The sequence below is a fragment of the Sphingomonas bacterium genome, assembly GCF_028289855.1.
Taxonomy (GTDB): domain Bacteria; phylum Pseudomonadota; class Alphaproteobacteria; order Sphingomonadales; family Sphingomonadaceae; genus Sphingomonas.
Genome location: NZ_JAQGKZ010000008.1, coordinates 20952 through 45052 on the forward strand (window position 1 = coordinate 20952; position 24101 = coordinate 45052).

Below are 24101 nucleotides of genomic sequence, written 5' to 3' on the forward strand. Positions count from 1 at the left end.
GTTCATGCGGATCAAGGCGTTCGGGCTGCTGGCGATCATGGCGTTCGCGGGGCAAGCCCATGCGCAGGACAAACCGGTCATTGCGCCGGCGCCTGGCTGGGTGAAACCGGTCGCACTGCCGACCGACGGCAAGGATGACGGTCAGCCGGTCCGGATTCTCCTGTCGGACCAGCAAATCGACCTGACGCCGGGCCGGCCGACGATGTTCACCGAGTTCGTGGCCAAGATCCAGACGCCGCAAGGACTGGCGGCGGGCAACATCTCGCTTCCCTGGCGGCCCGAGACCGACGTGCTGACCGTCCACAAGCTCGTCATCCGGCGCGGCGACAAGGCGATCGACGTGCTGGCGTCGGGCCAGACGTTCACCGTCCTGCGCCGCGAGACCAATCTGGAAACGGCGACGCTCGATGGCGTGCTGACCGCGAACATCCAGCCGGAAGGGTTGCAGGTCGGCGACATCATCGATCTCGCGATATCGATTACGTCGCGCGACCCGGTGCTCAAGAACCATGTCGAGGAGATGGCGGGGGCGTGGAACGGCGTGACGATCGGCCGCGCGCACTTGCGCATCCAGTGGCCGTCTGATCTCAAGCTGCGGTTGCGGCAGACCGCGAGCTATGCCGCGCTCAAGCCGGTCAAAGCCGGGGCGACGACCAGCGTCGAATTCTCGGCCGACAACCTTCAGCCTATTTCACCGCCAAAGGGCGCGCCGCCGCGCTACCAGTTGCAACGCATCGTCGAAGCCAGCGACTTTGTCTCCTGGGCGGACCTCGGCGCGTTGATGGCGCCGTTGTACGACAAGGCGTCCGCGGTACCGGCGAGCGCGACGGTGCAAACCGAAATCGCGCGGATCCGGGCGGCCTCCTCCGATCCCGTGGCGCGCGCGGAGGCCGCGCTCGCGCTGGTGCAGGACCGCGTGCGCTATGTCGCGCTGGCGATGGGTGCGGGCGGGCTGGTGCCGGCGGATGCAGAGGCCACGTGGACGCGGCGCTATGGCGACTGCAAGGCCAAGACCGCGCTGTTGCTCGCGATCCTCCACGCGCTCGATATCAAGGCCGACGCCGTGGCGGTGAACGCGATCGCGGGCGACGGGATCGATGCGCGGCTGCCGATGGTCGGATTGTTCAACCACGTGCTGGTCCGTGCGCAGATCGGCGCGCGGACCTATTGGCTGGACGGAACCCGCAGCGGGGACGCCAGCCTCGACCGATTGACCGTGCCCCCGTTCGGCTGGGGCCTGCCGCTGGTCGCCAGCAATGCTCAGCTGGTTCGGCTGCTGCCGCCGCCTTTGGCCAAGCCCAATCAAGTCACCGCGATCAGAATCGACGCCCAGGGCGGGATCGCGATCCCCGCACCGACGCACATCGAAGTCGTGCTGTCGGGGGACGAGGCGATGGGCAGCAGCTTGTGGTTGGCGGGTCTCGTCGGCGACCAGCGCGATCGCACGCTGCGCGATTATTGGCACGCTCAATATGACTTCATCGACATCAAATCGACGAGCGCGGCGTTCGACCCGAAGACCGGCGAGACGCGATTCGTCATGGATGGCCTGGCCAAGATGGACTGGAGCGACGGGTCGTATCAGACCGATGGCACCGGTATCGGCTATCGCGCCGATTTCAGCCGCGACCCGGGTCCCGACCGCGATGCGCCCTTCGCCGTCCCGTATCCGTATTTCACCAAACTGACCGAAACCATCCTGCTGCCGAAGGACTTCGGGGCAACGACCGGTACCGCGGCGAACGTCGACAAGACCGTCGCGGGGATCGAATATCGGCGCACAGCGGCCATCGTCGGCAACGTCTTCACGATCGAAAAGACCGAGCGCAGCGTCGCGCCGGAGTTTCCCGCCGCCGAAGCGCCCGCGGATCAGGCCGCGCTCCGCGCGCTGGCAACCCAGAGCATCTCGATCCGCAAGCCCATCGGGTATCGCCCGAGCGACGCCGACATGACGGCGATGATGGCGGCGGCACCGACGACCGCCGCCGGGTTCCTCAGCCGCGGCAACACGCTGATGGAGCGTGGACGTCTGGACGATGCGATCAAGGATTACGATCAGGCGATCGCGCTCGATCCCGGCAACGTCTGGGCGCACGCCGATCGCGGCATCGCGCTGGTGTGGAAGGATTCGACGGCAGAAGCGACCAGGGAACTCGATGCCGCCGCCGCGCTCGATCCGAAAAATCCCGTCGTCTGGCGCGCGCGCGGCCTGATGGCGGAACGCCGCGGCGCCGCGAAAGACGCGGTTGCGGCCTATACCGCTTCGCTCGTGGCCGAACCCGGCAACGTTTTCGCGCTGACGCACCGCGCCGTGGCCAACCGCGCGGCGGGCGATCCGGACGCCGCGCTCGCCGATGCGACCGCCGCGATCAAGCTCGCGCCCAAGGCGGTCGATCTCTATCTGTTGAGCGCCAATATCCTGCGCGGCCAGGGAAAGCGCGATGCCGCGCTGGCGCAAGCCGCGGCGGTGACCGCCGCCAATCCCGACAACGCCTACGCTTTTGTCGTCGCCGCGGGCATCTATGGGGCTTTCCAGCGGACCGATGACGCGATGCGGGCGTACGATCGGGCGCTGGCGATAAAGCCCGCATCGTACATCTATCTCAACCGCAGCTACGTTCGCCCCAAGGCCGATGTTGCGGGCCGGCTGGCCGATCTCGACGCAGCGCTCAAACTCGACCCGAACTCGGCCGACGCGATTGGCGGCAAGGCTCAGTTGCTGGCGGACAAGGGCGATTTGGCGGGAGCGATCGCGATGTACAGCGTCGCCATCGGGCGGTTGCCGAACGAAACCGAGCTGCTGAGCGGGCGCGGCGTGGTCTATGCCCGCGCGGGGCAAACCGCGCTGGCGGAAAAAGACTTCGCCGCGGTTCGCGCCAAAGCCACCGACGCCAACGCCCTCAACAGCATTTGCTGGTCGAAAGCGACAAGCAACATCGCGCTCGATTCCGCCCTCCAGGATTGCGATGCGGCACTGGCCAAGGAGCCCGGCGTCGCCGCCTATCTCGACAGCCGCGCGTTCGTGCTGCTGCGCATGGGCCGGTACGACGATGCGATCGCGACCTACGACAAGGCGCTCGGCGTATCGCCCGCCCTGGCGGCGTCGCTTTACGGTCGCGCGGTGGCATGGGCGAGTAAAGGCAATAAGGTGAAATCGGACGCCGACGTCGCTGCCGCGGAAGCGGTAGATCCCGACGTACGCGAAAGGTTCGCGCGCTACGGCGTCAAGTTGTCGCGCTGATACGCCGGGCATTCGGACGGATGATCGCACTCTTCGCGTTGCTCGCGATCGGTCAGACGGCGGCGACCGATCCGCCGCCGCCCGACCCATCCAACGACATCATCGTGCGCAGCATCCGCAAGCTCGACGATTGGCGCGCGGTGCTGATTTTTCAGGACGACACGCCCACCTGCCGGGTGGTCAAATCGACCGGTGATGCCGCCATCGACGCAGTCGGCTGCGCCACGATGGTGCAGTGTTTCGTGACGACCAAGCCCCAGTTCGCGGCGCTGAACAACCGCGCGCTGTCGGCCAGCAAGCGCCGGTCGATGCGGCTTGCCGCGAACCGCGCGATGGAGGAATGTTTCAAGACGACGCGCCGGACGATGATGGTCGACCTGACCAATCGCCGCAGCGCGTTGGAGAGCAAGGATCGCGACCGGTGACGCGATGAGCGAGGACCGGGCACCGATGGAGCGCGCGCGCAGGCTGCGCAACCGCGTGGCGATCGTGCCCGCAACGATCGCGGGCGCTGCCCGAGCTAGCTGTCAGGTCGCGCGATCGGCTGGCGGATGATCGCCCGCTACCCTAACATCGTGTTCACCCCAAGCGCCGGGAGACCATCATGATCGTCTACGGATCCACTTTGTCGCCGTTCGTCCGCAAGGTCATGGCGTACCTGTCCGAAAAAGGGCTGAGCGCCGAGCTGGTGCCGTCTGGCATGGGGCGGGGCGGGCCCGAATTCGTCGAGGCGAGCCCGTTCGGCAAGATGCCGGCGTTCCGCGATCCGGGCGGCGATAACGGGGGCGACTTCTTCATTTCGGATTCGACCGCGATCATCACCTATCTCGAGGCGAAATATCCCGAGCCGGCGATGATCCCGGCCGACCCCGCCAACCGCGCGCGGACGATCTGGTTCGAGGAATTCGGCGACACGATGGTCGCGGCGGCGGGTGGCAAGGTGTTCTTCAACCGCATCGTCGCGCCCAAATTCTTGAAGCAGCCGGGCGACGAGGCGGCGGCGCAGGGCGCGATCGACACCGACTTGCCGCGGCTGCTCGACTATCTCGAGCGGATCGTCCCCGACAGCGGCTTCCTGGTCGGCGATGCGATCGGCCTGGCCGACATTTCGGTGGCCAGCCCGTTCGTCAATTTCGCGCATTGCGGCGTCGGCGTGGACGCGGAACGCTGGCCGCGCACGGTCGGCTATCTCGAGGCGATCCTGGCGCGGCCAAGCTTTGCCGCGATGGTCGAGGGCGAACGCCGGATGGTCGCGGCGTTGGGGTGATGCGGTCGATCTAGCCGTCACCCCGGCCTTGTGCCGGGGCCCGCGGTCCGTCAAACAATGTCGTTGATGAGAGAGCGGGTCCCGTGCGTCTACATCCTCGCCAACGCGTATGATGGCATGCTCTATGTCGGTGTGATGTCGAACCTTATCGGTCGCATCGTCCAACATCGCGACGGTGCATTTGACGGCTATACCAAGCGATACGGGATCAAACGGCTGGTTTATTTCGAGACCGCCGACACGATGGACGCCGCGATCACACGTGAAAAGCAACTCAAGCGCTATCGCCGCGAGTTCAAGCGCAACCTGATCGAACGCGACAATCCGGCGTGGAACGACCTTGGGGTTAGCCTCGGTCTTCCGCCACTGGCGTCATAGCCTCGCATCGAGGCGGACCCCGGCACAAGGCCGGGGTGACGAAGAAGCATGTTGCCACACCTCCAAATTGAACCCGCCCGCCGCCCGCGCTACACCCCGGCCATGCGGATCGACTTCATCAAGTGCCACGGGTCGGGCAACGATTTCGCGCTGGTCGATGCGCGCGGGGTCGAGCGTGGCGATGCCGACTGGGCCGCGATCGCCCGCGCGCTGGCCGACCGCCGTGGGGCGGTGGGGAGCGACGGGCTGTTGCTGCTGACCGATGGCGACGGGCAGCACGCATTCGGGATGCGGATGTTCAACAGCGACGGTAGCGAAGCCGAGACGTGCCTCAACGGGCTGCGCTGTGTCGCGCGCGCCGGGTTCGACGCGCTGGGGATCGACCAGGCGCTGGTGCATTTGAAAACCTCCGGCGCCGACGTGCGGCGCGACCCCGATCTGGCGCCCGGGGTGGTGACGATCGGCGAGCTGGCGGGACCGGCGAGCCTCGATGTCGATAGCTGGCCGATGCATATCGGGCGGCACCAGAACGTCCAGATGCCGGTTTCCGGATTGCCGAGCACGCGCGCGTTTACCGCGGTGGCGATCCCCAACCCGCATCTGATCGCGTTCGTCGACAGGGTGGACGACGCCGAGCTGGTCGCGGTCGGGCTGGCCTGCGAGGCGGCGCCCGACTGGCTGCCCAACCGCGCCAACGTGTCGTTCGTCGAGGTGCGCGGCGAGGGCGAATTGTTCGTCCGCACGCACGAGCGCGGAGTGGGGCTGACCGACAGTTGCGGCAGCGCGATGGCGGCGTCGCTGTTCGCGGCGTGCCTGACCGAGCGGACGCGGTTCGACGCAGCCGTGACGCTGCGCAACGCGGGCGGGCTGGTTCATGGCTGCGCGCAGGCCGACGGGATGGTGCGGCTGTCGGGGAATGCCACGTGGGAATGGGCCGGGTCGGCGGCGATCGACCTCGACCGTGCGCTGGCAGGGGATGTGGTGGTCGAGCGGCATTTCAATGAGGAGATCGCGGCCTGGAGTCGGGTGGTAGGCGCGACGGCGCTCGCGCCGGTGCGCCGATAGGCGCAACCGCCCGACCGGACCCGATGGCGGACGAGCGTAGCTCGATCCGGCCGACGGCTTTGCCGGCGGCGTGGAACGGGCATGTGGACAAACGAAAAGCGGCGGAGACTGGCCCCGCCGCTTTCCTTTTTTCACCGGGCGGTGCCGACGGCAAAGCCGTCGGCCGAATCGGCTAGAGCCGTCCGCGGGGGGTCCCATGAAAGCAGTACTTTCATGGGTGCCCTGTCCGGTGATGCGATTGCGCTTGCGCGCATCGGCGCGGGCGTGGCCGCGCCTATCGCATCACTTCTTCGCGTCGATCGCGTCGGCCTTGTTCGCCGCATGATCCTTCATCGCGTCGGCGGCGTTCGAGGCATCGGCCTTCATCGCGTCGGCGGTGTTGGTGGCGTTGTCGACGATCGCGTCGGCCATGTTGTCGGTGCTGTCGACAAGGTTGTCGGCGGCGGCGTCGGCATTGGCGACGACGTTGTCGGCGGCCGGGGTCTTGTTGCACGCGCTGAGCGCGAACAGGCTGACGGCGGCGGTGGCGACGATCAAGGTCTTCTTCATGTAAGGCATCCCCTTTTGGCGGAGTCGAATCATTTGCGCCCGCTGACAACCCTCATGCCGGAAATGGCACAGAGGCGGCAAGCGCGAACTAAACCGCGTCCATCACCGATGGTTGCACGGTTCGTCGCGTTTTCTCGCAAGGGCAGGCAAATAGCAACGCTATTTTCCGGTGCGCGAAAGCGCAGCCCGCAGCGCGGCCGGCGGGAGGCGAAGCCGACCCCGTCCGACGACGCGGCCCTTCGACTGCCTGCAAGGCAGGCGCTCAGGATATGCTTTGCCGCGGCGCGCTGGGGAGCGAGGTCCGTCGCGGCAAAGCCGCGCCGTCGGCCGAGCCGGTCCTTCGAGTGCGCAGGACCGCTCGCCGACCGGGGCGCTCCCCGCGCCGTTGGCGCGCCGCGAAATAGCGTCCCGCTATTTCGCTGGGAGCGCCCGCGCCATCACCAGATGCCCCTTCACCACCGGAACAATCTCACCCGCGGCGGCTTTGAGCGACGGCGCGTCGCCGTTGGCGGCATAGTCGGTCATCAGCGCCAGCGCCTCCTCGTGCGCGGCGACCTGGCCCGCGGCATAGGCCTTGTCGAAATCGGCGCCCTTGAGTTTGCCGAGATCGGCGAGCTTCGCACTCTGCTCGTCGGTCAGCGTCGCGTCGGGGACGATCGCGGGGGCGGCGCCCTCGGCGGCCTTCTTGATCTTGATGGTCGAATCGGTGTGCGCGGCGATCATCTTGGTGGCGAAATCCTTGACCGCGGCGGACGAGGCGTTGGTCGCGGCGAGCCGCGCGGCGGCGATTTCGAACGCGTCGGACTTGGCCGCCTTGTCGGCGAACGCCTGCGCGGGGGTGGCGGCGGCCGCATCCCCGGTCGCGTTCATCGCGACGTCGGTGTTCGACGCGACGTCGGTCACGGTGTTCGTTGTGTCGATGGTCGTGGTTTTGGACCCGCATGCCGCCAGGCCGATGGCGAGCGCGAGCGGGGTGAGATAGCGCAGATTGTGGAGAGTCATGGCCGGCGTCCTTATGGTGGATCGGCGGCTGAACGCTCGACGTTTGGGCGCGTTCCGGGGCGATAGGCGAGGCTGATTTGCGTTAGCACGAATCCCCGGAACACAAGGTCCGCCCCGGCCGTATAGAAGCGGATGACACCGACGTTTCCCTCCCCGTTCCGCGCACCCCACCCCGCCCAGCACGACCTCGAGACATTGCTCGCAGGCCATGTCGCGGCGGCCGATTTCCCGTGCGTCGGCGCCAAGGCGGCGGCAGCCAAGGGCACGCTCGAAGTGCTCGGCTGCACTGCGATCGACAGTTCGTGGGACGACCTGCGCATCCACGACGGGCTGCTCGGCTGGGCGCATACCTATCGCGCCGACCCCGGGCTGTTCCGCAGTCTGGCGGTGGTGTTCGAGGGGCCCGAGGATCTGAGCGAGGCGGATTTCGAGGCCGCGCTATGGGCGCGCGTGCAATCCTTGTCGGACAAGGACGTGTGGCGCGGCCAGGATTACGATGCGCGCGTCAGCGCCGACCCGATGGACCAGCATTTCTCGCTGAGCTTCGGCGGCGAGGCGTTCTTCGTGGTGGGCCTGCACCCCAACGCCAGCCGCCCGGCGCGGCGCTTCGCGCGGCCGACGATGGTGTTCAACCTGCACGACCAGTTCGAGCAATTGCGCGCCGCGGGGCGGTACGAAAACATGCGCGAGAAGATCATGGTCCGCGACGAGGCGGTCGCGGGGAGCCGCAACCCGATGCTCGCGCGCCACGGCGAGGCGAGCGAGGCGCGGCAATATTCGGGGCGCGCGGTCGACGACGAATGGCGCTGCCCGTTCCGGTACGCGGGCGACGCATGAGCGATACGGTCACGATCCCGGAACGGAGCGGGACCGCGTTTACCCTCGCGAAGGGCGCGACGCTGACGGTGATCGACCCGCGCGGCGAGCAAGTCGCCGATCTGCTCGCGTTCAACGCCGACGATATCGGCGAAGCGATCTCATCCGGACGGACGCTCGATTATGCCGAGACGATCTACCTGACGACGGGGCACACACTCTATTCGAACCGCAGCCGCGCGATGCTCGAGATCGTCGGCGACACCGTCGGGCGGCACGATTTCCTGCTGACGCCGTGCTCGGTCGACACGTTCGCGCATTTCTATCCCACGCTGCCGGTGCATCGCGGCTGCTTCGGCAATCTGGCTGAGGCGCTCGCGCCCTATGGCGTGACGCCCGACATGATCCCGACCGCGTTCAATTGCTTCATGAACGTGCCGGTCGACGGCGAGACGGGCAAGCTGCGCGTGCTCCCGCCGATCAGTAAAGCGGGGGACAGCATCGCGTTTCGCGCGGCGATGGATCTGGTGATCGGGCTGACCGCCTGCTCGGCGCCGGACTCGAACGGCGGGACGTTCAAGCCGATCGAGTACCGCGTGGACTGAGGCTGACGAATGACCGCTGGTGGTGGGCTCCGGTCTGTCCGCTGTTAGGCAACCGCGCTTGGATCGCCACCGAAGATCGACACCCCTGCTGAACAACTATAGTTGCTGGGCATGATAATCTCCGGCCCATCCGGCCCGGCAAGGTGTGCCTGCCTTCTGCTGTTACCGATGGTTTCGGCATGCGGTCAGGCTGTTCCGCAGGGCAAGCCGTCCGTCCCGGCGGCGCAGGCCGAAGCGACGGTCGCCGGTTTCTACAAGCAAGTAGTGGCGCGTCATCCGATTGCGGGCATGGGCGATCGAAAGGTCTTCGGGCCGTATTTCAGCAAGGCACTGCTTCGTCGGTTCGACGATAACACGGCCTGCTTCGCCGACTGGTATCGAAAGAATCCCGGCACCACCGACAAGCCGCCGTTCGGCCAGTTGGAGATGGGCGTCTACTCGGGCAGCGATGAGGAATCGACTCCGCAGGCTTTTCGCATCGAGAAGACCGAGCCCGGAAAAGACGGCTCCGCCCGCGTGTATGTGAAACTCACATACGCGGAACCGACATTTAAGCTGCTCTGGAATGTGGCCGCGGTCGTGGTTCGCGAAAACGGCCGGGCCGTCGTCGACGATGTCATTTACTTGCGGGACAAGGACCACCCCGACGAAGGGCGGCTATCGCAGGTTTTGTTGGGGGATGGGTGCAAGGGGCCGCGTTGGGACGGATAGCCGAGGTAAGCCTGGACTCATGCAGCGGGTGTGGATTGTGACCCGCGATGTTGTGCAGGATATTACGGCTTCTCGACCGCGTAGCTCTCAAGGTACCCGCACCTCGTGCAACGCCACGTTTCAACGTCCAGCTGCGCTTTCCTGTCTTCCCGCAAACCCCACCATTTGCTGACGATGGCCTCGCCTTTTTGCCAACGCTCAGGATAGCTTGAGCCGTGGTTGCGACCGACAATGACACCGACCGTCATTGTCCCGCCGCACTTCGCGCATTCCTTGCTCACGCATGCCTCCTTTTACCTGTGGGGTAACGATGTTCCCCATGTCCGCAAATCGAGAACGATCTGCCGACTTATCCGGATGTCCGCAATCGGATCGCCTAGGCCGCGTCGGGCCGCACCGTCTCGCGGCCATACAGCGCCGCGGCCCCCGTCTGGGCAGGGACGGCGCCGCCCAGGTGGAGATAGGCCGGGTCGAAATCGCCCGTCTTGGCCAGCCGGTCCCAATCGTGGATCGCCACGTCGCGCTGGCGGCGATCGATGATGCCGTCGGCGCCGAGCGACTGCAGCGTGCGGTTGACGTGGACCGAGGTCAGCCCGAGCATGTCGCCCATCTGCTCCTGCGTCACCGGCAGCTCGAACCGCTCGCGCACCGCCAGCCCCGCGGCTTCCAGCCGGAGCGCCATTTCGCACAGGAAATGCGCGGTCCGCGCGCGGGCGTCGCGCCGCCCCAGGTTGAGCAGGGATTCGCGGAAGATCGACCCCTCGACCAAGGTCTCGCGCCACATCGCACGGCCGACCGCGGGATGATCGGCCGCCAGCGCGGTGATCGCCTCGACCGGGATATACGCCGCCTCTACCCGGCCGATCGCCTGGACATTGTGGTCGGCGACATCGAGCAGTGAATTCTGCAGGTCGACCAGGTCGCCCGCCATGTGCAGCGACAGGATCTGGCGACCGCCATTGCCCGCGACCTTGTGGCGCACCGCGAAGCCAGAGAGCAGGACGCACGAATAGCCGGCCTTCTCGCCTTCGTGGACGATGAACTGGTTGGGGGCCAAATGGCGGATCTTGTGCGGCAAATCGAGCAACGCGGCACGATCGGGGTCGCTGAGCGCCGCCCAACGCTGCAACTTGCGCAGCATCGGCGTGAGCGGGGAGAGTGGGAGGATGGACATGGCGGCTCCGCAGTCAGGGCGGGAGCGCGTCGCATCTCTCAGTCAGCGGGACGCCGGGGTCGGCCGCTAATGAAGCCGCCCTATACCCGTTTTCGTCGGCCACCTAACTTTTGTTATGAAGTCAGCCGGTAATATTCACGACGTCGCGGAAGTGAATTTCGGTCCGCTCGCCGCTGTCGCGGTTTTCGATCTCGATGCGACAGGACAGGCAAAGGTCGCCGTCGACCACCTCGGCACACATGATGTGACGCGCCGCGGTTTCGGCATGGTGCCGCGCCGCCGCCAGATCGGGCATGTCCTTTCCCTCCTCGTCGCGCGTGACGGTGCCGCATTCGTGGAGGTGGAAGAAATAGTGCGCCATATCGCGTCAACCGGCATGCGGCGAAGTCGTTGCATGGGTTGATGCAGGTGAAGGAGATTTTGCGCGAGGCGGCGCGAAAAACCGGCCTCCGCCCGCCGCCGCAAAAAACTTCCGCCGACTGCGGAACTCTGCGCCCGAAACGACATTTCTGCCGTCGCCATAACGCAAAGGAGGTGAAAATGCAGACCGACAATCTCGACTATTTCCGCCGCCGGGCGCACGAGGAACGGCAGATCGCCGCGACGTGCGAGGACAATGCGGTTACCGCCGCGCACCTCAAGATGGCGGAAGAATATCAGAAGCGCGTTGACGAACTGAACGACCAGCCGGGGCTGGCGCGGGTGGTCTAGTGTTAATCGCCGCCAAATTCACGACCGCCTGGATATGGGACCGGACAGCCCGATTGCGGCCCCACGCGTCGTTACGAATGCGACATGACTCCTCGCGCCCGCGCTGTTAGGCTCGCCGCATGTCCCGCACGACGGCTGACCCGCATATCGTCGGCTATCCGTCGACAAGCCGACCCGCCGCGCCCGTCGCCGAGACACGCGGATTGGGGCGCTGATGCCCGCCGATCCTCCCGTGCTGCCCTTCGCCGATCTGGTCCTGCTCGACCAGGACGCCGACGAGTCGCCCGATCCGGTGCGGGTCATGGCCCAAACGACGATCGGCTGCTTCGCGCCGTGCCCCGATGCGCCCGGCGCGTACATCCCCGGCTATCTGACGGTGAATTATCTCCTCAAGCTCGCGACGTTCAGCGATTTCGCCGCGAAGGCGCGGGCGCGGCGGCTCGGCCTGATCCTGCGGGCGCCGGTGCTGGCCGGGATGCTGGGCGTGCTGGCGGTGGTGATCGCGTTCATCATCGAGATCGATCCGCCGCCAGGGTCGGGGGGACTCACCGACAATGGCCTGTTCCGGTTCGGCCTGATCGCGGTTGCCGGCGCGATCGCGTTCACCGTCCTGGTCTACACCGTCAATGGCCGGTCGGCGACGAAAGGGTGGCGCGCGATGGTCGCGCTGCCGGAACCGTTATGGGCGGACCTGTGCGACGATTACGAGCGGCACCGGGCGGCGGTGACAGCGCTCAAGGACGAGCATGCCGGGCCCGGATCGTTGCACGGGGCGGTCGGGCGGACCATGGCCGACAACGCGATCGAGGGAGTCGCGGGCGCCGTGATGCCCGCCGGCCTCGCCAAACTCGCCGCGCACCTCACCAGCGACGCCATGCATGGCGAGCCGGGGGAGGCCGACGTCGGGCGCGCCAAGGGTGAAGCGATCGGCGACATGCTGTCGGCGCTGTTGCGCGCCTATCGCCGCACGACGGGGCGGACGCCGCTCCGCCTGTCGAATGCGGCGTTCGAGGAGATAGAGTCGGTGAGCGCGCAAGAGCTCACGGCGCTGGCCGAGTAAGCCGGCGTGTAAGAAAATATCCAGATAGGTTATTTGTGCTTGACAGCGTTGCGCTGTTTGGGTACATATCGGGAACGCTGAAGAATTGCGAGTCGGGCACGAGCCGACGACATTAGCGACGCTAATGTCGAGACGGCGAGTGCCGGCCAGCGAGCCGGAGGCTCGTCCGACGAGCCTGCCCTGAGCGCCTGCCTTGCAGGCAGTCGAAGGGCGACTTTTGCCGCGGCGGCCGGTGCACATTGATTATTTTCAACGGAGCAGGCGCGATGTGAATTCGCGCCGTCGACCGGACCTGCGTTCTGCCGGCCATCATTCGGCGAATCGGAAATTGGCACCGCTAATTTTTTGTTTCATGGGAGGGAGAAGAACGTGGCGCCCCCAAAGGATAGCGGCGAGAACGACGCGATTGCCCGGCATGCGGACGGCCAGCCGCAGCGGCGGCGCAAGCCGAAGGCCGACGCCTTTACACCCGAAAAGCGCCAGCGTTTTCTCGACGCGCTGGCCTATACGTGCAACGTCAGGATGGCGTGCGGCCATGCCGGAATCGACGTGTCGACGGCTTATTACAACCGCGGGCGCGACCCGGTGTTCGTCGAGCAATGGCGCGATGCGCTGGCGACGGGATACGACGCGCTGGAGGCGCTGGTGCTCGAACATGGCGGCGCGGGCCAGGCGCTGGAGCCGGCCGATCCGACGCACGTGGCCGCCGACGCGCCGCCGTTCGATTTCGACCGCGCGTTGGCGGTGCTGCGCCAGTATCGCGGGCGGCGCGACGGCCAGCATGTCCGGCATGGCGTGCGGCCGATCGCGGCGACTCGCGAAGAGACCAATGCGGCGTTGCGCAAGGCGCTGGCGGCGGCGCGCAAGCGGATGGCGGTCAAGCCCGAATGACGGAGGTATCCAGCGACTTCACCGACGACCGCGCGCTGATCGACGAGTTGGCGGCGCTGCCGCCGGACGAGCAGGGCCGCGCCTTGCGGCAATTGACGCTCGACCAGCGGCGCGAGCTGATCGCGCGCTGGCCGATCTGGGCGCATCGCGGCCAATTGTCGCCCGACGGCGAACCGTTGGTCTGGCTGATCCAGGCCGGGCGCGGCTTCGGCAAGACGCGCGCTGGCGCGGAATGGGTGACCGAACTTGCCCGGGACGTGCCGGATGGGCGCTTCGCGCTGGTCGGCGCGACGCTCCACGATGCGCGCCGCGTGATGGTCGACGGCCCCGCAGGCGTGCTGACGGTGGCGCGGTCGCGCGGGCTGGAAGCGCGCTGGTGGAAAGCGAGCGGCGAAGTGCGGTTCGGCAACGGCGCGATCATGACGGTCTATTCGGCTGGCGCGCCAGAGATGCTGCGCGGCCCGGAGCATCACGCCGCGTGGTGCGATGAGGTCGGCAAATGGGGCCATGGCGGCGAGGCCGCGTTCAGCAATCTAATGCTGGGATTGCGCCGCGCGGAAAATGCGCGCGTGCTAGTAACCACGACGCCGCGCTCGACTGCGCTGGTCAACCACGTCGTCGCGCTGGCGAAGAAAGCCGATGCAATCACGCAAGGACGGAGCCGCGACAACCCGCATTTGCCGGCCAGCTTTCTGGCGGCGATGATGGACCAATATGGCGGCACCCGGCTCGGCCGGCAGGAACTCGACGGCGAATTGCTCGACGATCATGACGGTGCGCTGTGGACCCGGAGCGTCATCGAGGCGTGCCGGATCGCGCCCGCCGACGCGCCGGTGCCGACGCGCGTGGTGGTGGCGGTCGATCCGCCCGCCGGGGGCGAGCGCGAGGACGAGGGATCGGGGCAGGGCGACGCGTGCGGGATCGTCGCGGTCGGGCTCGGCGAGGACGGGCTGGGCTATGTGCTCGAGGACGCCAGCATCGCGGGGGTCAGCCCCGCGCGCTGGGCGGCGGCGGTCGCGGAGTGCGCTGAGCGGCAAGGCGCCGACCGCGTGGTGGCGGAAAAGAACCAGGGCGGGGCGATGGTCCGTGCGGTGCTGCAAGGGGCCGACGTTACGCTGCCGCTGGTGCTGGTCCACGCCAGCCGCGGCAAGGTCGCGCGCGCCGAGCCGGTGTCGCTGCTCTACGAAGCGGGCAAGGTGCGCCACGCCGGCGCGTTCCCCGCGCTGGAGGATCAATTGTGCGGGATGCTGACCGGCGGCGGCTATGCCGGGCCGGGGCGGTCGCCCGACCGCGCGGATGCGCTGGTGTGGGCGCTGAGCGAATTGTTGTTGAAGCGAGTGCGGAAGGTGGGGGTGCGGCGAATGTAAATTCCTCCCGTGCCGGGGAGGAATGGCTTACTTCACCAGCGCCTTGACCGCGTCCAATCGCGTGGGGTCGGCGCCGAGTTTGGCATAGGCGGCGCGGGTCGCACTCTCGTCGAGGCGGTCGGCGGCGGCGTCGAACGCGGCGCAGAAATCGATCGCCGCGGGGGTCGCGTGGCGCGCGGCGCGGACGGCGCATTTCTGGCTATAGGCGATCACCCCGTCGGGGCCGTCGCGGGTGGCGATGCGGTCGCGTTGCTTGATCGCGCGCGCGACGTCGTCGGTGGCGATCCCGGCCACGGTCGGCGGTGCGGGCGCCACGACGGGCGCGGGCGGCGACGGCGCGGCGAAACCCGACGGCGTGAGCAGCCGGCGGACCTGGCGCAGCCCGGATGACGCGAACGCGCTGGCACGGACGTCGTCGCCGCGCAGGATCTGGACGACATGGCCGGGCACGCCGGGCAATGTCATCGCCATTGCGGGCAGCCCGACGAACACCAGGATCATGCCGAGCGTCGCGCCGCCATGGCGCCGCGGCGGCATCGGATAGGGCGAGGCGACCCAGGCGTGCGCGGGGGCGATATCGACCATCGGAATATTGGCGGCGCGCTCCTCGACCGCGGCGGCGCGGCGCAGGCGTTCGGCGATCGCGGCATAAGCCGTGTTGATCGCGCGGGTGCGATCGGCCGCGTCGGGCATGTCGCCGGCGGTGTCGGGATGAACCTGGCGCAGCAACGCGCGGCGCTTGGCGCGGACCGCCACGAGGTCGGCATCGGGCTTCAGGCCGAGCACCGCATACGGGTCGGCCGGGTCGATCGCTGGTTTCTGTCGGCGGGCGGCCATGTGTTTGAGCGTGCGACGAAATCGGGGCCGGGGCAAGCATGGAGAATTCCTCCCCGGGACGGGGAGGAATTAGGAAGGAAAATCATGAAACTCTTCCAACGAAAAACGGCGCCCGCCGACGCGCGGCCGCCGTTGTCGCGCTACGGTGCCGCCACCATCGTCGGCGACTGGCCGCGCAGTTACGATGCGCAAGTCCGCGCCGGGTTCGTCGACAACGCGATCGCGCAGCGTAGCGTGAAGCTCGTCGCGGAAGGCGTGGCGGATGCCCCGCTGGTCGCCTCGTCGCCCGAATTGGCTGCGCTGATCGGTGCCCGCTCAGCGGGGCAATCACTGCTGGAGGCCATCGCGGCGCAACTGTTGCTCCACGGCAATGCGTTCGTGCAGGTGCTCGACGACGGGCGCGGGCGCGTTGGCGAGCTGTTCGCGCTGCGCCCCGAACGCGTCGCCGAGGACCGGCTGATCGTGTCGCTCGCGACGTTCCTGGCGGGCGCGGCGCCAAGCGTGCCGCTGGTCGAGGTGCGCGAGGCATAGCGGCAGGCGCGGTGCTCCGGCGCAGGCCGGAGCCTTGGCGGCTCCCGCATCGCTCTCCTTCCAGCGCTCCGGCCTGCGCCGGAGCACATCATCTAATAATCGAGGTCGCCATGGACACCCTCTCCACCATCGCGCTCACCTGGCGGATCGAGCGGCGCGACGGGGTCGCGGCCGGGCTCACGAGCCACGAGCGCGACCTGACGATCGACGGCTTCGCCTATCGCGCCGCGCCCGGGATGACGCCATCGGCGATCCGGCGTTCGGCTGATTTGGATGCCGACACGATGGATGTGAGCGGTGCGCTGGGCGGCGCGGCGATTGGGGAGGCGGATTTGCTCGCGGGCCGGTGGGACGGCGCGCGCGTGGTGGTGCGCGCGATCGATTGGATCTCGACCGAGGTCATCGCCGAACTGGGCGAGGGGCGGATCGGGCAAGTCGAGCTGCGCGACGGATCGTTCACCGCCGAGCTCGCCGGGATCGCCGCGTTGCTCGACCGCCCGGTATGCGAGGCGACCTTGCCCGAATGCCGCGCCGAGCTGGGCGACGCGCGCTGCCGCGTGGCGATGGCGGGGCGGCGGCGCTTCGCGCGGGTGACGGCGAGCGAGGACACGCTGCTGACGGTCGATACCGACGAGCCGCTCGCGAACGCCTATGGCAATGGCCTGCTGCGCTGGATCGGCGGGGGCAATTCGGGGCTGGAGAGTGCGATCGCCGCGTCCGACGGCGCGACGCTGACTTTACGTAGCCCCCCGCATGTCGACCCCGCTGGCGCGCTCGTCGAGCTGATCGAGGGATGCGACAAGAGCCTCGCGACGTGCGCCGCGCGGTTCGCCAACGCTGCCAATTTCCGCGGCGAGCCGTATCTGCCCGGGATCGACCTGCTGACGCGGTATCCGGGCGCGTGACAATATCTTCGGCGCGCGCGCTCGTGCGGGCGCGCGAGGCGTTGGGGGTGCCGTTCCGGTTGCACGGGCGCGATTTGCGTGGGCTGGACTGCGTCGGGTTGGCCGCCTGGGCGTGGGCGGTAGAGGTGCCGACCGGCTACCCATTGCGCGCCGCGCCGCGCGCGCGAATCGAGGCCGAATTGGCGGCGATGGGGTTCGGCCCCGGCGGCGGCCCCGGCGCGGTCGTGCTGGTCGCACCGGGGCCGGGGCAGCTTCATCTCGGCATCTCAACTGGCAGCGGCGTGATCCACGCCGACGCGGGCCTGCGCCGCGTGGTCGAGCGGGCGGCGCCCTTGCCCTGGGCCGTGCTGGGTTGCTGGATTCGGGAGGCGTGAATGGCGACGCTGGTTTTGAGCACTGTCGGACGGCTGATCGGCGGCCCCGTGGGCGGCGCGATCGGCGCGCTGGTCGGGCAGCGGATCGACGGCGAATTGTTCAAGCCCAAGGGGCGCGAGGGCCCGCGGCTGACCGACCTCGCGCTCCAGACGTCGAGTTATGGCAGCCAAATTCCGCGCGTGTTCGGGACGATGCGTGTCGCGGGCAACGTGATCTGGTCGACCGATTTGATCGAAAGCCGCACCACCAGCCACCGCAAGGGCCAGCCGTCGAACACGACCTACAGCTATGCCGCTTCCTTCGCAGTGTTGTTGTCAGCGCGCGCGATCCAGGGGGTGGGGCGGATCTGGGCCGACGGCAATTTGCTGCGCGGGAGCGCGGGTGACTTCAAGACGCCGACGGGCTTCCGGCTGCATTCGGGCGGCGAGGACCAGCCGCCCGACCCGCTGATCGCGTCGATCGAGGGCGCGGGCGCGACCTCGGCGCACCGCGGCTGCGCCTATGCGGTGTTCGAGAATATGCAGCTTGGCGATTTCGGCAACCGCATCCCGTCGCTGACCTTCGAGCTGATCGCCGATGCGGGCGCGGTCGGGGCCGGTGCAATCGCCGCCGAACTGGCGGGCGGCGCGATCGCCGATGCCGGGGTGGCAGCGACGGTCGATGGCTTTTCGGCCTATGGCGCGTCGGCGCGCGAGATCGCCGGGTTGCTGGCGATGGCGAGCGGCGCGCGGTTCGCTCCCGCCGGCGGTGCGCTGGCGATGACCGATGCCGTCGAGCCGGTTGTCGCGGTCGCCGATGACGGGTTCGCGGCGCCGGGCGCGCAGGCCGGGACACGGCGCACGGTGATGCCGGTCGAGCGCGTGCCCAGGGCGCTGAGCGTCGCGTATTACGACCCGCTCCGCGATTACCAGACGGGCGTGCAGCAAGCGCGGCGGCCGGGCGCGGGGACGCGCGACGAGCGAGTCGACGTGCCCGCCGTGCTGAGCGCGGCAACCGCCAAGGCGCTGGCCGAGACGCTACTCCGCCGCGCCGAGACCGAGCGCGAGCAGCGGACGATCGCGCTGCCCGCCGAGGCGGCCGGAATCGCACCGGGCGCACTGCTGGCGATCGACGGCGAAGCGGGGCGCTGGCGCGTGACCGAGGCGTCGCTCGAGGCGATGGTGACGACGCTGACATGCGCGCGCGTCACGCCGCCCGGGCCGGTGGCGAGTGCGTCGCCAGGCCGCGCCCTGCCCGCCCCCGACCTGGTTGCGGGCGCGACGATTCTCCACGTCGCCGAACTGCCTGCTTTGAGCGATTCGCCCAACACCGCGCCGCGCCTGTCTGTGATGGCGAACGGGACCGAGCCCGGCTGGCGCCGCGCGAGCATCCTCTACAGCCTCGACGATGGCGCGAGCTGGCGCGACGGCGGCGCCAGCGCGGCGCCCGCCATCCTCGGCACGATCGCAACCGCGCCTGGCGCGGCGCCCGCGACGCTGATCGACCGCGCCAGCGTCATCGAGGTCGAGCTGGCGCGCGCCGATATGGTGCTGGGCGATGCCGACGACGCCGCGCTCGACCACGGCGCCAATCTCGCGCTGGCCGGCGACGAATTGCTCCAGTTCGGCCGGGCGGAACAGATCGATGACACGCGCTGGCGGCTGTCGGTGCTGTGGCGCGGGCGGCGGGGGACCGAGGCCGCGGCGGGCGCGCAGGCGGTCGGCGACCGATTCGTGCTGCTGGCGATCGATTCGGTCGCCACGATCGACGTGCCGGTCGCCGCGATCGGATCGGGCGTCAGCGTGCTGGCGAGCGGGATCGGCGACACCGGCGGCCCGGCCGCGGGCGACTGTGCGATCCTTGGCGGCTCGGTGCGGCCGCCGAGCCCGGTCCAATTGCGGCTGGCGACGGTCGACGGCACGCCGGTGCTGACCTGGGCGCGCCGCAGCCGCGCCGGGTTCCGCTGGATCGACGGCGGCGATGTGCCGCTGGTCGAGGAAAATGAAGCCTATCGCGTGTCGATCGTGCCACTGTCGGGGACGCCACGCAGCATAACGCTGGCGGATCGGATCTGCCCGCTCGAGACCGGCGAGGCCGCGAGCGGGACGATCATCGACGTCCGCCAGATCGGCACACTCGGCGAATCGCCCGCCGCACGACTCGTTATTCCCTGAAGAAAGCCGCTGCTATGACCGACACCACAGACCGCTTCGCGCTGCCGCTGCTCCAACCCGGCCAAGCGCAGAAGGAAATGTTCCACAACGAGGCCCTCGCCGCGCTCGACCTGGTCGTTCAGCCCGCAGTCGAGGCGATCGGAGTCGATACGCCACCAGGCGCACCCGAATCGGGCCAATCGTGGATTCTGGGCAACGCGCCCACCGGCGCCTGGGCGGGCAAGGCGAAACATGTGGCGGGCTGGTCGGCGTCCGGGTGGCGGTTCGTCGCGCCGGTCGAGGGCATGGCGGTGTGGGTCGCGGCCGATGCGCTTACGGTCAGGTTCCGGGACAGCGACTGGGCATTAGGCGAGGAGACGGCGGCGCATCTCGTCATCGGTGGCGACGCGGTGGTCGGCCCTCGGCAGGCGGCAATTCCGGACCCGTCGGGCGGCACGGTGGTCGATACCGAATCACGCACCGCGCTTGCCGCGATTCTCGCTGCGTTGCGCGCGCACGGCCTGATCGCGAGCTGAAGTCCAAAGCGGCGTAAAACCGGCAAAAAGTGTTGCGCCAGCGCCACAGCGGGGCCGCTTTGTTTCGCTTGCGCGGAAACCAACCATTGAGTAGTGAGTTTGCGCTGTCCGTAGTGACATTTCGAAAGGGGATATAGATGCGCAAGCTAGCCATTGCCGTGGCGCTCGCTTCAACCGCACTTGCGACGCCCGCGCTGGCGCGCGACAAGGCGTGGTATGTTGGCGTCGAAGGCGGCGCGATGATTGTCGAAGACATACATTTCGACATCACGACCGGTACTACCGTGACCAAGGACGCCGCTCAGGTCGATCACGACTATGGGTACGATGTCGGCGGTAACGTCGGGTACGATTTCGGAATGTTCCGGATCGAAGCCGAAGTCGCCTACAAGAGTGCCAACATCAACAATTGGCGCTCGACGCTTCGTACCCCGGCATTCAATGCCGCCGGTGGCGCCGTGTTCGCGGTTCCGGGCAGCTTCAACTATGCCGGTGGCACCACCTCGGCGTTGAGCTTCATGGTCAACGGCATGCTCGACTTCGGCGACGATGACGGCATCCAGGGCTTCGTTGGCGGCGGTGTCGGCGTTGCTCGCATCAAGGCGGGCAAGTACGCGCTGAACACCTACGGCTCGTTCCTCGACGATTCGGACACCGTGTTCGCCTGGCAGGCGATCGCCGGTATCCGCGCGCCGATCACCAGCCATATCGACGCGACGCTGAAGTATCGCTTCTTCAACGCCGAGAACGTCAAGCTGGTCGACGTCTCCGGTCGCACGCTGGACGGGCGTTTCCGCTCGCATAGCCTGCTCGGCGGCTTCACCTTCAACTTCGGCGAGCCGCCGCCGCCGGTCGTGGTCGCTCCGCCGCCGGCGCCGCTGCCGCCGCCGCCTGAGCCCACGCCGCCGCCGCCGCCGGTTGCGATCCCGTGCTCGCCTGGTCCGTTCATCGTGTTCTTCGATTGGGACAAGTCGGATATCACGCCGGAAGCGGCGTCGATCCTCGACAACGCGATCGGTCAGTATGCGAACTGCGGCAATGCGCAGGTCATGCTGGCGGGTCACGCCGACCGTTCGGGTTCGGCGCAGTACAATGTGGGCCTCTCGCAGCGTCGTGCCGACGCGGTGAAGGCGTACATGGTTGCGCATGCGATCCCCGAAGCGGTGGTCACCGAGCAGGCGTTCGGCGAAAGCCGCCCGCGTGTCGAGACCGCCGATGGCGTCCGCGAAGTGCAGAACCGTCGCGTGGAAATCACCTACGGCCCGGGTTCGGGTTCGTAAGCGAACTTCCTTCGCAGACAAGAATTGGGGGTCCGGGAAACCGGGCCCCTTTTTCGTTGCGCGACAGGAAAATAGCGGCGCTATTTTCCGCCCGGTCGCGCAACCGGCCGGCGAGTGCGCAGCGTCTCGGCCGACGACGCGGCTTTGCCGCGGCGCCTTAGCCTTCTACACCTCTCCCGCTTGCGGGAGAGGGCTAGAAAACCACCCGCTCCTCGACAAATTCCGCACTTGCGATAGAGCCGTCGCATCACGATCTGGCGCAGAGCCGGACGCTCCGTCTGCACTTCGAGGACTCACATGAAAATCACGATGATCGGATCGGGCTATGTCGGCCTGGTGTCGGGCGCCTGCTTTTCCGATTTCGGGCATGACGTGGTGTGCGTCGATAAGGACGAGAGCAAGATCGCCGCGCTGCACGCCGGGCGGATGCCGATCTACGAGCCCGGGCTCGAGCAGCTCGTGGCGTCGAACGTCGCCGCGGGGCGGCTGACCTTCACCGCCGATCTGGCCGGCGCGGTCGCGGGCGCCGATGCGATCTTCATCGCGGTGGGCACCCCGTCGCGGCGCGGCGACGGCCATGCCGACCTGACCTACGTATTCGAAGCGACCAGGGAAATCGCCGCGGCTGTGACCGGACCGGTGGTGGTCGTCACCAAATCGACCGTCCCGGTCGGCACCGGCGACCGAGTCGAGGAAATCCTCCGCGAGGAACGCCCCGACCTGGAGATCGCGGTGGTCTCCAACCCCGAATTCCTCCGCGAAGGTGCCGCGATCGGCGACTTCAAGCGCCCCGACCGGATCGTCATCGGGACCGAGGACGAGGCCGCGCGCCAAGTGATGCGCGACGTCTATCGCCCGCTCTACATGAACGAATCGCCGATCCTGTTCACCGGGCGGCGGACGTCGGAGCTGATCAAATACGCCGCCAATGCGTTCCTCGCGACCAAGATCACCTTCATCAACGAAATCGCGGATCTGTGCGAAGCGGTCGGTGCCAACGTCCAGGACGTGTCGCGCGGGATCGGGCTCGACAACCGCATCGGCGGCAAGTTCCTCCATGCCGGGCCGGGCTATGGCGGGTCGTGTTTTCCCAAGGACACGCTGGCGTTGCTCAAGACCGCCGAGGATTACGAGACCCCGGTGCGGATCGTCGAGGCGGTGGTGTCGGTCAACGACACGCGCAAGCGCGCGATGGGGCGCAAGATCATCAAGGCGCTGAGCGAGGACGCCAAGGGCAAGACCGTCGCGATCCTGGGGCTGACGTTCAAACCCAACACCGACGACATGCGCGACGCGCCGAGCCTGGCGATCGTCCAGAGCCTGCTCGATGCGGGCGCGATCGTCCGCGCCTACGATCCCGAGGGGATGGAAGCGGCGAAGGCGATGATGCCCGACATCACCTATTGCAAAAGCCCGTACGAGGCGGCGGCCGACGCCGATGCGGTGGCAATCGTGACCGAATGGGACATTTTCCGGGCGCTCGATCTGAAGCGGCTCGCCGGGGTGATGACCGCGCCGGTAATGGTCGATCTGCGCAACGTCTATCGGCCCGAAGACGTCCGGCGCGCGGGGTTCGCGTATTCCTCGGTCGGGCGCTGATCGCGCACGGGTCGTGGCCCAAGTGATTGATTAGCCCCGATTTGGTTTCGTCTGTGCTTGGCCGCTGACAGGCGCGAGCCTAGCCTTTCCTCGTTCTGGGCGCGCATCCAGCGCGGCCAAGGCTGCGAAGGGAGAGAGCGATGATCAATTCGAAAATCGGTCGTACGATGGCCTATGCGGTGCTCGCGCTGGGCGCCGGACTGGCCGCAGCGTCTCCGGCGAACGCCACCGGCCCCGAGCCGATCTACGACATCTATTATTACGACGACGCGTCGCACACGACGCTGGTCGGGCACGATCACCAGGTCTGCTACTATTTCGGGATCGGCTACGACCAGCCGACCGACGGCACGTGGACGCAATATTCCGACTATGTGCAATATGGCACCTGCGACCACGGCGTGCTCGGCCCGCTCTGACGCTATTCCGGCGGCGGCGGCGTTTGTGCGCCCGCCGCCGTCGCCGATGTCCTCCACGCCAACCGGTCGAGATTGGACTAGGAGAGCTGGTCCTGCCCGGTTACGACATGTGCGCGAGGCGGGGATCGGTGATGGTGCAAAGAATACGGGGCTGGGTCGGGCGCCATCCGCGGTGGTCGATCTTTATCGGCCTCGTCACCGCGCTGCTGCTCTGGTCGGCGCTGCGCCCGACGCCAAAGACTTATGAATATGTCACGCAAGCCGTCGACAAGGGCGAAGTCGTGCGCCGCGTCACCGCGTCGGGCAAGCTGCGCGCGCTGAACACGATCAAGGTCGGCGCCGAAGTGTCGGGGCAGATCACGCGCGTCTTCGTCGATTTCAATTCGCCGGTGACCAAGGGGCAAGTGCTCGCCGAGATCGATCCCACGCGGCTTCGGGCGCGGGTCGCGCAAACCCGCGCGCAGGTCGCGCTGGCGCAGGCATCGCTGGCGCAGGCGGAGGCATCGATCAGCCGCGCCCAATCGGATGCCGGCACCCAGGAACGCGATTATCGACGCCGCGCGTCGCTGGCGAAGGGCGGGTTCATCTCGACCGCCGGGCTGGACACCTCCGCGAACGCACTCGCGGCGTCGCGCGCCGGCGCGCGCACC

The 24101-nt window shown here is 67.8% G+C and carries 26 protein-coding genes; 21 read left to right on the top strand and 5 right to left on the bottom strand.

The window, feature by feature from the left end:
* The first annotated feature begins 4 nt into the window (after positions 1 to 4).
* From JWM94_RS00430 to dapF, 5 genes are all read left to right on the top strand, one after another.
* Positions 5 to 3241, top strand: a complete 3237-nt coding sequence (locus JWM94_RS00430) for a tetratricopeptide repeat protein (RefSeq protein WP_299419544.1) — start codon at positions 5 to 7, stop codon at positions 3239 to 3241.
* A 20-nt stretch (positions 3242 to 3261) separates the two neighbouring features.
* On the top strand, positions 3262 to 3666 hold the full coding sequence (locus tag JWM94_RS00435) for a hypothetical protein (protein ID WP_299419547.1): 405 nt from the start codon (positions 3262 to 3264) through the stop codon (positions 3664 to 3666).
* Between the two features lie 179 nt (positions 3667 to 3845).
* Positions 3846 to 4508 carry a glutathione S-transferase family protein gene (locus JWM94_RS00440; protein ID WP_299419552.1) on the top strand — a complete coding sequence of 221 codons (663 nt, stop codon included), beginning with the start codon at positions 3846 to 3848 and terminating at the stop codon, positions 4506 to 4508.
* 66 nt (positions 4509 to 4574) lie between these two features.
* Positions 4575 to 4886, top strand: a complete 312-nt coding sequence (locus JWM94_RS00445; RefSeq protein ID WP_299419555.1) for a GIY-YIG nuclease family protein — start codon at positions 4575 to 4577, stop codon at positions 4884 to 4886.
* Positions 4887 to 4988: 102 nt separating this feature from the next.
* On the top strand, positions 4989 to 5951 hold the full coding sequence (gene dapF / locus JWM94_RS00450; RefSeq protein ID WP_299419634.1) for a diaminopimelate epimerase: 963 nt from the start codon (positions 4989 to 4991) through the stop codon (positions 5949 to 5951).
* Between the two features lie 282 nt (positions 5952 to 6233).
* Here the strand turns inward: dapF and JWM94_RS00455 are convergent, their stop codons facing one another.
* Positions 6234 to 6500: a hypothetical protein gene (locus JWM94_RS00455; protein WP_299419559.1), complete on the bottom strand. Its 267-nt coding sequence runs from the start codon at positions 6498 to 6500 to the stop codon at positions 6234 to 6236.
* A 411-nt stretch (positions 6501 to 6911) separates the two neighbouring features.
* On the bottom strand, positions 6912 to 7502 hold the full coding sequence (locus tag JWM94_RS00460; protein ID WP_299419562.1) for a DUF4142 domain-containing protein: 591 nt from the start codon (positions 7500 to 7502) through the stop codon (positions 6912 to 6914).
* A gap of 132 nt (positions 7503 to 7634) precedes the next feature.
* Here JWM94_RS00460 and gntA point away from each other — a divergent pair, with 132 nt between their 5' ends.
* The 3 genes from gntA (at position 7635) to JWM94_RS00475 (ending at position 9634) form a co-directional block, all read left to right on the top strand.
* Positions 7635 to 8339, top strand: coding sequence for a guanitoxin biosynthesis heme-dependent pre-guanitoxin N-hydroxylase GntA (gene gntA / locus JWM94_RS00465; protein ID WP_299419565.1), 705 nt, complete (start codon positions 7635 to 7637; stop codon positions 8337 to 8339).
* Positions 8336 to 8923 (top strand): urea carboxylase-associated family protein, encoded by a 588-nt coding sequence (locus JWM94_RS00470; RefSeq protein WP_299419568.1) that lies wholly within the window; start codon positions 8336 to 8338, stop codon positions 8921 to 8923. The genes gntA and JWM94_RS00470 overlap by 4 nt, the downstream gene beginning before the upstream one ends.
* Before the next feature lie 168 nt (positions 8924 to 9091).
* Positions 9092 to 9634, top strand: a complete 543-nt coding sequence (locus JWM94_RS00475; RefSeq protein ID WP_299419571.1) for a hypothetical protein — start codon at positions 9092 to 9094, stop codon at positions 9632 to 9634.
* Between the two features lie 376 nt (positions 9635 to 10010).
* Here the strand turns inward: JWM94_RS00475 and JWM94_RS00480 are convergent, their stop codons facing one another.
* The gene (locus tag JWM94_RS00480) at positions 10011 to 10808 is read right to left on the bottom strand and encodes a Crp/Fnr family transcriptional regulator (protein WP_299419574.1); all 798 of its coding nucleotides are present in this window, start codon (positions 10806 to 10808) and stop codon (positions 10011 to 10013) included.
* 121 nt (positions 10809 to 10929) lie between these two features.
* Positions 10930 to 11169: a hypothetical protein gene (locus JWM94_RS00485; RefSeq protein WP_299419578.1), complete on the bottom strand. Its 240-nt coding sequence runs from the start codon at positions 11167 to 11169 to the stop codon at positions 10930 to 10932.
* 179 nt (positions 11170 to 11348) lie between these two features.
* Here JWM94_RS00485 and JWM94_RS00490 point away from each other — a divergent pair, with 179 nt between their 5' ends.
* The 4 genes from JWM94_RS00490 (at position 11349) to JWM94_RS00505 (ending at position 14837) form a co-directional block, all read left to right on the top strand.
* Positions 11349 to 11519, top strand: coding sequence for a hypothetical protein (locus JWM94_RS00490; protein ID WP_299419581.1), 171 nt, complete (start codon positions 11349 to 11351; stop codon positions 11517 to 11519).
* A gap of 214 nt (positions 11520 to 11733) precedes the next feature.
* Complete coding sequence (locus tag JWM94_RS00495; protein ID WP_299419585.1) at positions 11734 to 12579, top strand: hypothetical protein; 846 nt, start codon at positions 11734 to 11736, stop codon at positions 12577 to 12579.
* Positions 12580 to 12948: 369 nt separating this feature from the next.
* The gene (locus JWM94_RS00500) at positions 12949 to 13470 is read left to right on the top strand and encodes a hypothetical protein (protein WP_299419594.1); all 522 of its coding nucleotides are present in this window, start codon (positions 12949 to 12951) and stop codon (positions 13468 to 13470) included.
* Positions 13467 to 14837: a terminase family protein gene (locus JWM94_RS00505; protein ID WP_299419597.1), complete on the top strand. Its 1371-nt coding sequence runs from the start codon at positions 13467 to 13469 to the stop codon at positions 14835 to 14837. Before JWM94_RS00500 ends, JWM94_RS00505 begins: the two co-directional genes overlap by 4 nt.
* 27 nt (positions 14838 to 14864) lie before the next feature.
* Here JWM94_RS00505 and JWM94_RS00510 read toward each other — a convergent pair whose 3' ends face one another.
* Positions 14865 to 15674 carry a J domain-containing protein gene (locus tag JWM94_RS00510; protein WP_299419601.1) on the bottom strand — a complete coding sequence of 270 codons (810 nt, stop codon included), beginning with the start codon at positions 15672 to 15674 and terminating at the stop codon, positions 14865 to 14867.
* Between the two features lie 84 nt (positions 15675 to 15758).
* On the opposite strand from JWM94_RS00510, the gene JWM94_RS00515 reads away from it, so the two are divergent.
* The 9 genes from JWM94_RS00515 to JWM94_RS00555 all read left to right on the top strand — a co-directional run.
* Positions 15759 to 16205: a hypothetical protein gene (locus tag JWM94_RS00515; protein WP_299419604.1), complete on the top strand. Its 447-nt coding sequence runs from the start codon at positions 15759 to 15761 to the stop codon at positions 16203 to 16205.
* 110 nt (positions 16206 to 16315) lie between these two features.
* A complete protein-coding gene (locus tag JWM94_RS00520) occupies positions 16316 to 17110 on the top strand; it encodes a DUF2163 domain-containing protein (RefSeq protein ID WP_299419607.1) in 795 nt (264 codons plus the stop codon).
* Complete coding sequence (locus tag JWM94_RS00525; RefSeq protein WP_299419611.1) at positions 17107 to 17484, top strand: peptidoglycan endopeptidase; 378 nt, start codon at positions 17107 to 17109, stop codon at positions 17482 to 17484. Before JWM94_RS00520 ends, JWM94_RS00525 begins: the two co-directional genes overlap by 4 nt.
* Positions 17485 to 19638, top strand: a complete 2154-nt coding sequence (locus JWM94_RS00530) for a phage tail protein (RefSeq protein ID WP_299419615.1) — start codon at positions 17485 to 17487, stop codon at positions 19636 to 19638. It begins immediately after the preceding gene.
* Between the two features lie 14 nt (positions 19639 to 19652).
* Complete coding sequence (locus JWM94_RS00535; protein ID WP_299419619.1) at positions 19653 to 20153, top strand: DUF2793 domain-containing protein; 501 nt, start codon at positions 19653 to 19655, stop codon at positions 20151 to 20153.
* Between the two features lie 137 nt (positions 20154 to 20290).
* Entirely contained in the window at positions 20291 to 21433 is a 1143-nt protein-coding gene (locus tag JWM94_RS00540; protein WP_299419623.1) for an OmpA family protein, read from the top strand.
* A 297-nt stretch (positions 21434 to 21730) separates the two neighbouring features.
* Positions 21731 to 23032, top strand: coding sequence for a UDP-glucose/GDP-mannose dehydrogenase family protein (locus JWM94_RS00545; protein ID WP_299419626.1), 1302 nt, complete (start codon positions 21731 to 21733; stop codon positions 23030 to 23032).
* 140 nt (positions 23033 to 23172) lie between these two features.
* Positions 23173 to 23451, top strand: coding sequence for a hypothetical protein (locus JWM94_RS00550; RefSeq protein WP_299419630.1), 279 nt, complete (start codon positions 23173 to 23175; stop codon positions 23449 to 23451).
* A gap of 131 nt (positions 23452 to 23582) precedes the next feature.
* Positions 23583 to 24101: efflux RND transporter periplasmic adaptor subunit (locus JWM94_RS00555; protein WP_299419638.1), on the top strand; the 519-nt coding region annotated here is incomplete at its 3' end.

Excerpts from the sequence above, each read along its gene's own strand:
- JWM94_RS00430 (WP_299419544.1), top strand. The coding sequence starts at position 5 with ATGCGGATCAAGGCGTTCGGGCTGCTGGCGATCATGGCGTTCGCGGGG.
- JWM94_RS00435 (WP_299419547.1), top strand. The coding sequence starts at position 3,262 with ATGATCGCACTCTTCGCGTTGCTCGCGATCGGTCAGACGGCGGCGACC.
- JWM94_RS00440 (WP_299419552.1), top strand. The coding sequence starts at position 3,846 with ATGATCGTCTACGGATCCACTTTGTCGCCGTTCGTCCGCAAGGTCATG.
- JWM94_RS00445 (WP_299419555.1), top strand. The coding sequence starts at position 4,575 with ATGAGAGAGCGGGTCCCGTGCGTCTACATCCTCGCCAACGCGTATGAT.
- dapF (WP_299419634.1), top strand. The coding sequence starts at position 4,989 with ATGCGGATCGACTTCATCAAGTGCCACGGGTCGGGCAACGATTTCGCG.
- JWM94_RS00455 (WP_299419559.1), bottom strand. The coding sequence starts at position 6,500 with ATGAAGAAGACCTTGATCGTCGCCACCGCCGCCGTCAGCCTGTTCGCG.
- JWM94_RS00460 (WP_299419562.1), bottom strand. The coding sequence starts at position 7,502 with ATGACTCTCCACAATCTGCGCTATCTCACCCCGCTCGCGCTCGCCATC.
- gntA (WP_299419565.1), top strand. The coding sequence starts at position 7,635 with ATGACACCGACGTTTCCCTCCCCGTTCCGCGCACCCCACCCCGCCCAG.
- JWM94_RS00470 (WP_299419568.1), top strand. The coding sequence starts at position 8,336 with ATGAGCGATACGGTCACGATCCCGGAACGGAGCGGGACCGCGTTTACC.
- JWM94_RS00475 (WP_299419571.1), top strand. The coding sequence starts at position 9,092 with ATGGTTTCGGCATGCGGTCAGGCTGTTCCGCAGGGCAAGCCGTCCGTC.
- JWM94_RS00480 (WP_299419574.1), bottom strand. The coding sequence starts at position 10,808 with ATGTCCATCCTCCCACTCTCCCCGCTCACGCCGATGCTGCGCAAGTTG.
- JWM94_RS00485 (WP_299419578.1), bottom strand. The coding sequence starts at position 11,169 with ATGGCGCACTATTTCTTCCACCTCCACGAATGCGGCACCGTCACGCGC.
- JWM94_RS00490 (WP_299419581.1), top strand. The coding sequence starts at position 11,349 with ATGCAGACCGACAATCTCGACTATTTCCGCCGCCGGGCGCACGAGGAA.
- JWM94_RS00495 (WP_299419585.1), top strand. The coding sequence starts at position 11,734 with ATGCCCGCCGATCCTCCCGTGCTGCCCTTCGCCGATCTGGTCCTGCTC.
- JWM94_RS00505 (WP_299419597.1), top strand. The coding sequence starts at position 13,467 with ATGACGGAGGTATCCAGCGACTTCACCGACGACCGCGCGCTGATCGAC.
- JWM94_RS00510 (WP_299419601.1), bottom strand. The coding sequence starts at position 15,674 with ATGGCCGCCCGCCGACAGAAACCAGCGATCGACCCGGCCGACCCGTAT.
- JWM94_RS00515 (WP_299419604.1), top strand. The coding sequence starts at position 15,759 with ATGAAACTCTTCCAACGAAAAACGGCGCCCGCCGACGCGCGGCCGCCG.
- JWM94_RS00520 (WP_299419607.1), top strand. The coding sequence starts at position 16,316 with ATGGACACCCTCTCCACCATCGCGCTCACCTGGCGGATCGAGCGGCGC.
- JWM94_RS00530 (WP_299419615.1), top strand. The coding sequence starts at position 17,485 with ATGGCGACGCTGGTTTTGAGCACTGTCGGACGGCTGATCGGCGGCCCC.
- JWM94_RS00535 (WP_299419619.1), top strand. The coding sequence starts at position 19,653 with ATGACCGACACCACAGACCGCTTCGCGCTGCCGCTGCTCCAACCCGGC.
- JWM94_RS00540 (WP_299419623.1), top strand. The coding sequence starts at position 20,291 with ATGCGCAAGCTAGCCATTGCCGTGGCGCTCGCTTCAACCGCACTTGCG.
- JWM94_RS00545 (WP_299419626.1), top strand. The coding sequence starts at position 21,731 with ATGAAAATCACGATGATCGGATCGGGCTATGTCGGCCTGGTGTCGGGC.
- JWM94_RS00550 (WP_299419630.1), top strand. The coding sequence starts at position 23,173 with ATGATCAATTCGAAAATCGGTCGTACGATGGCCTATGCGGTGCTCGCG.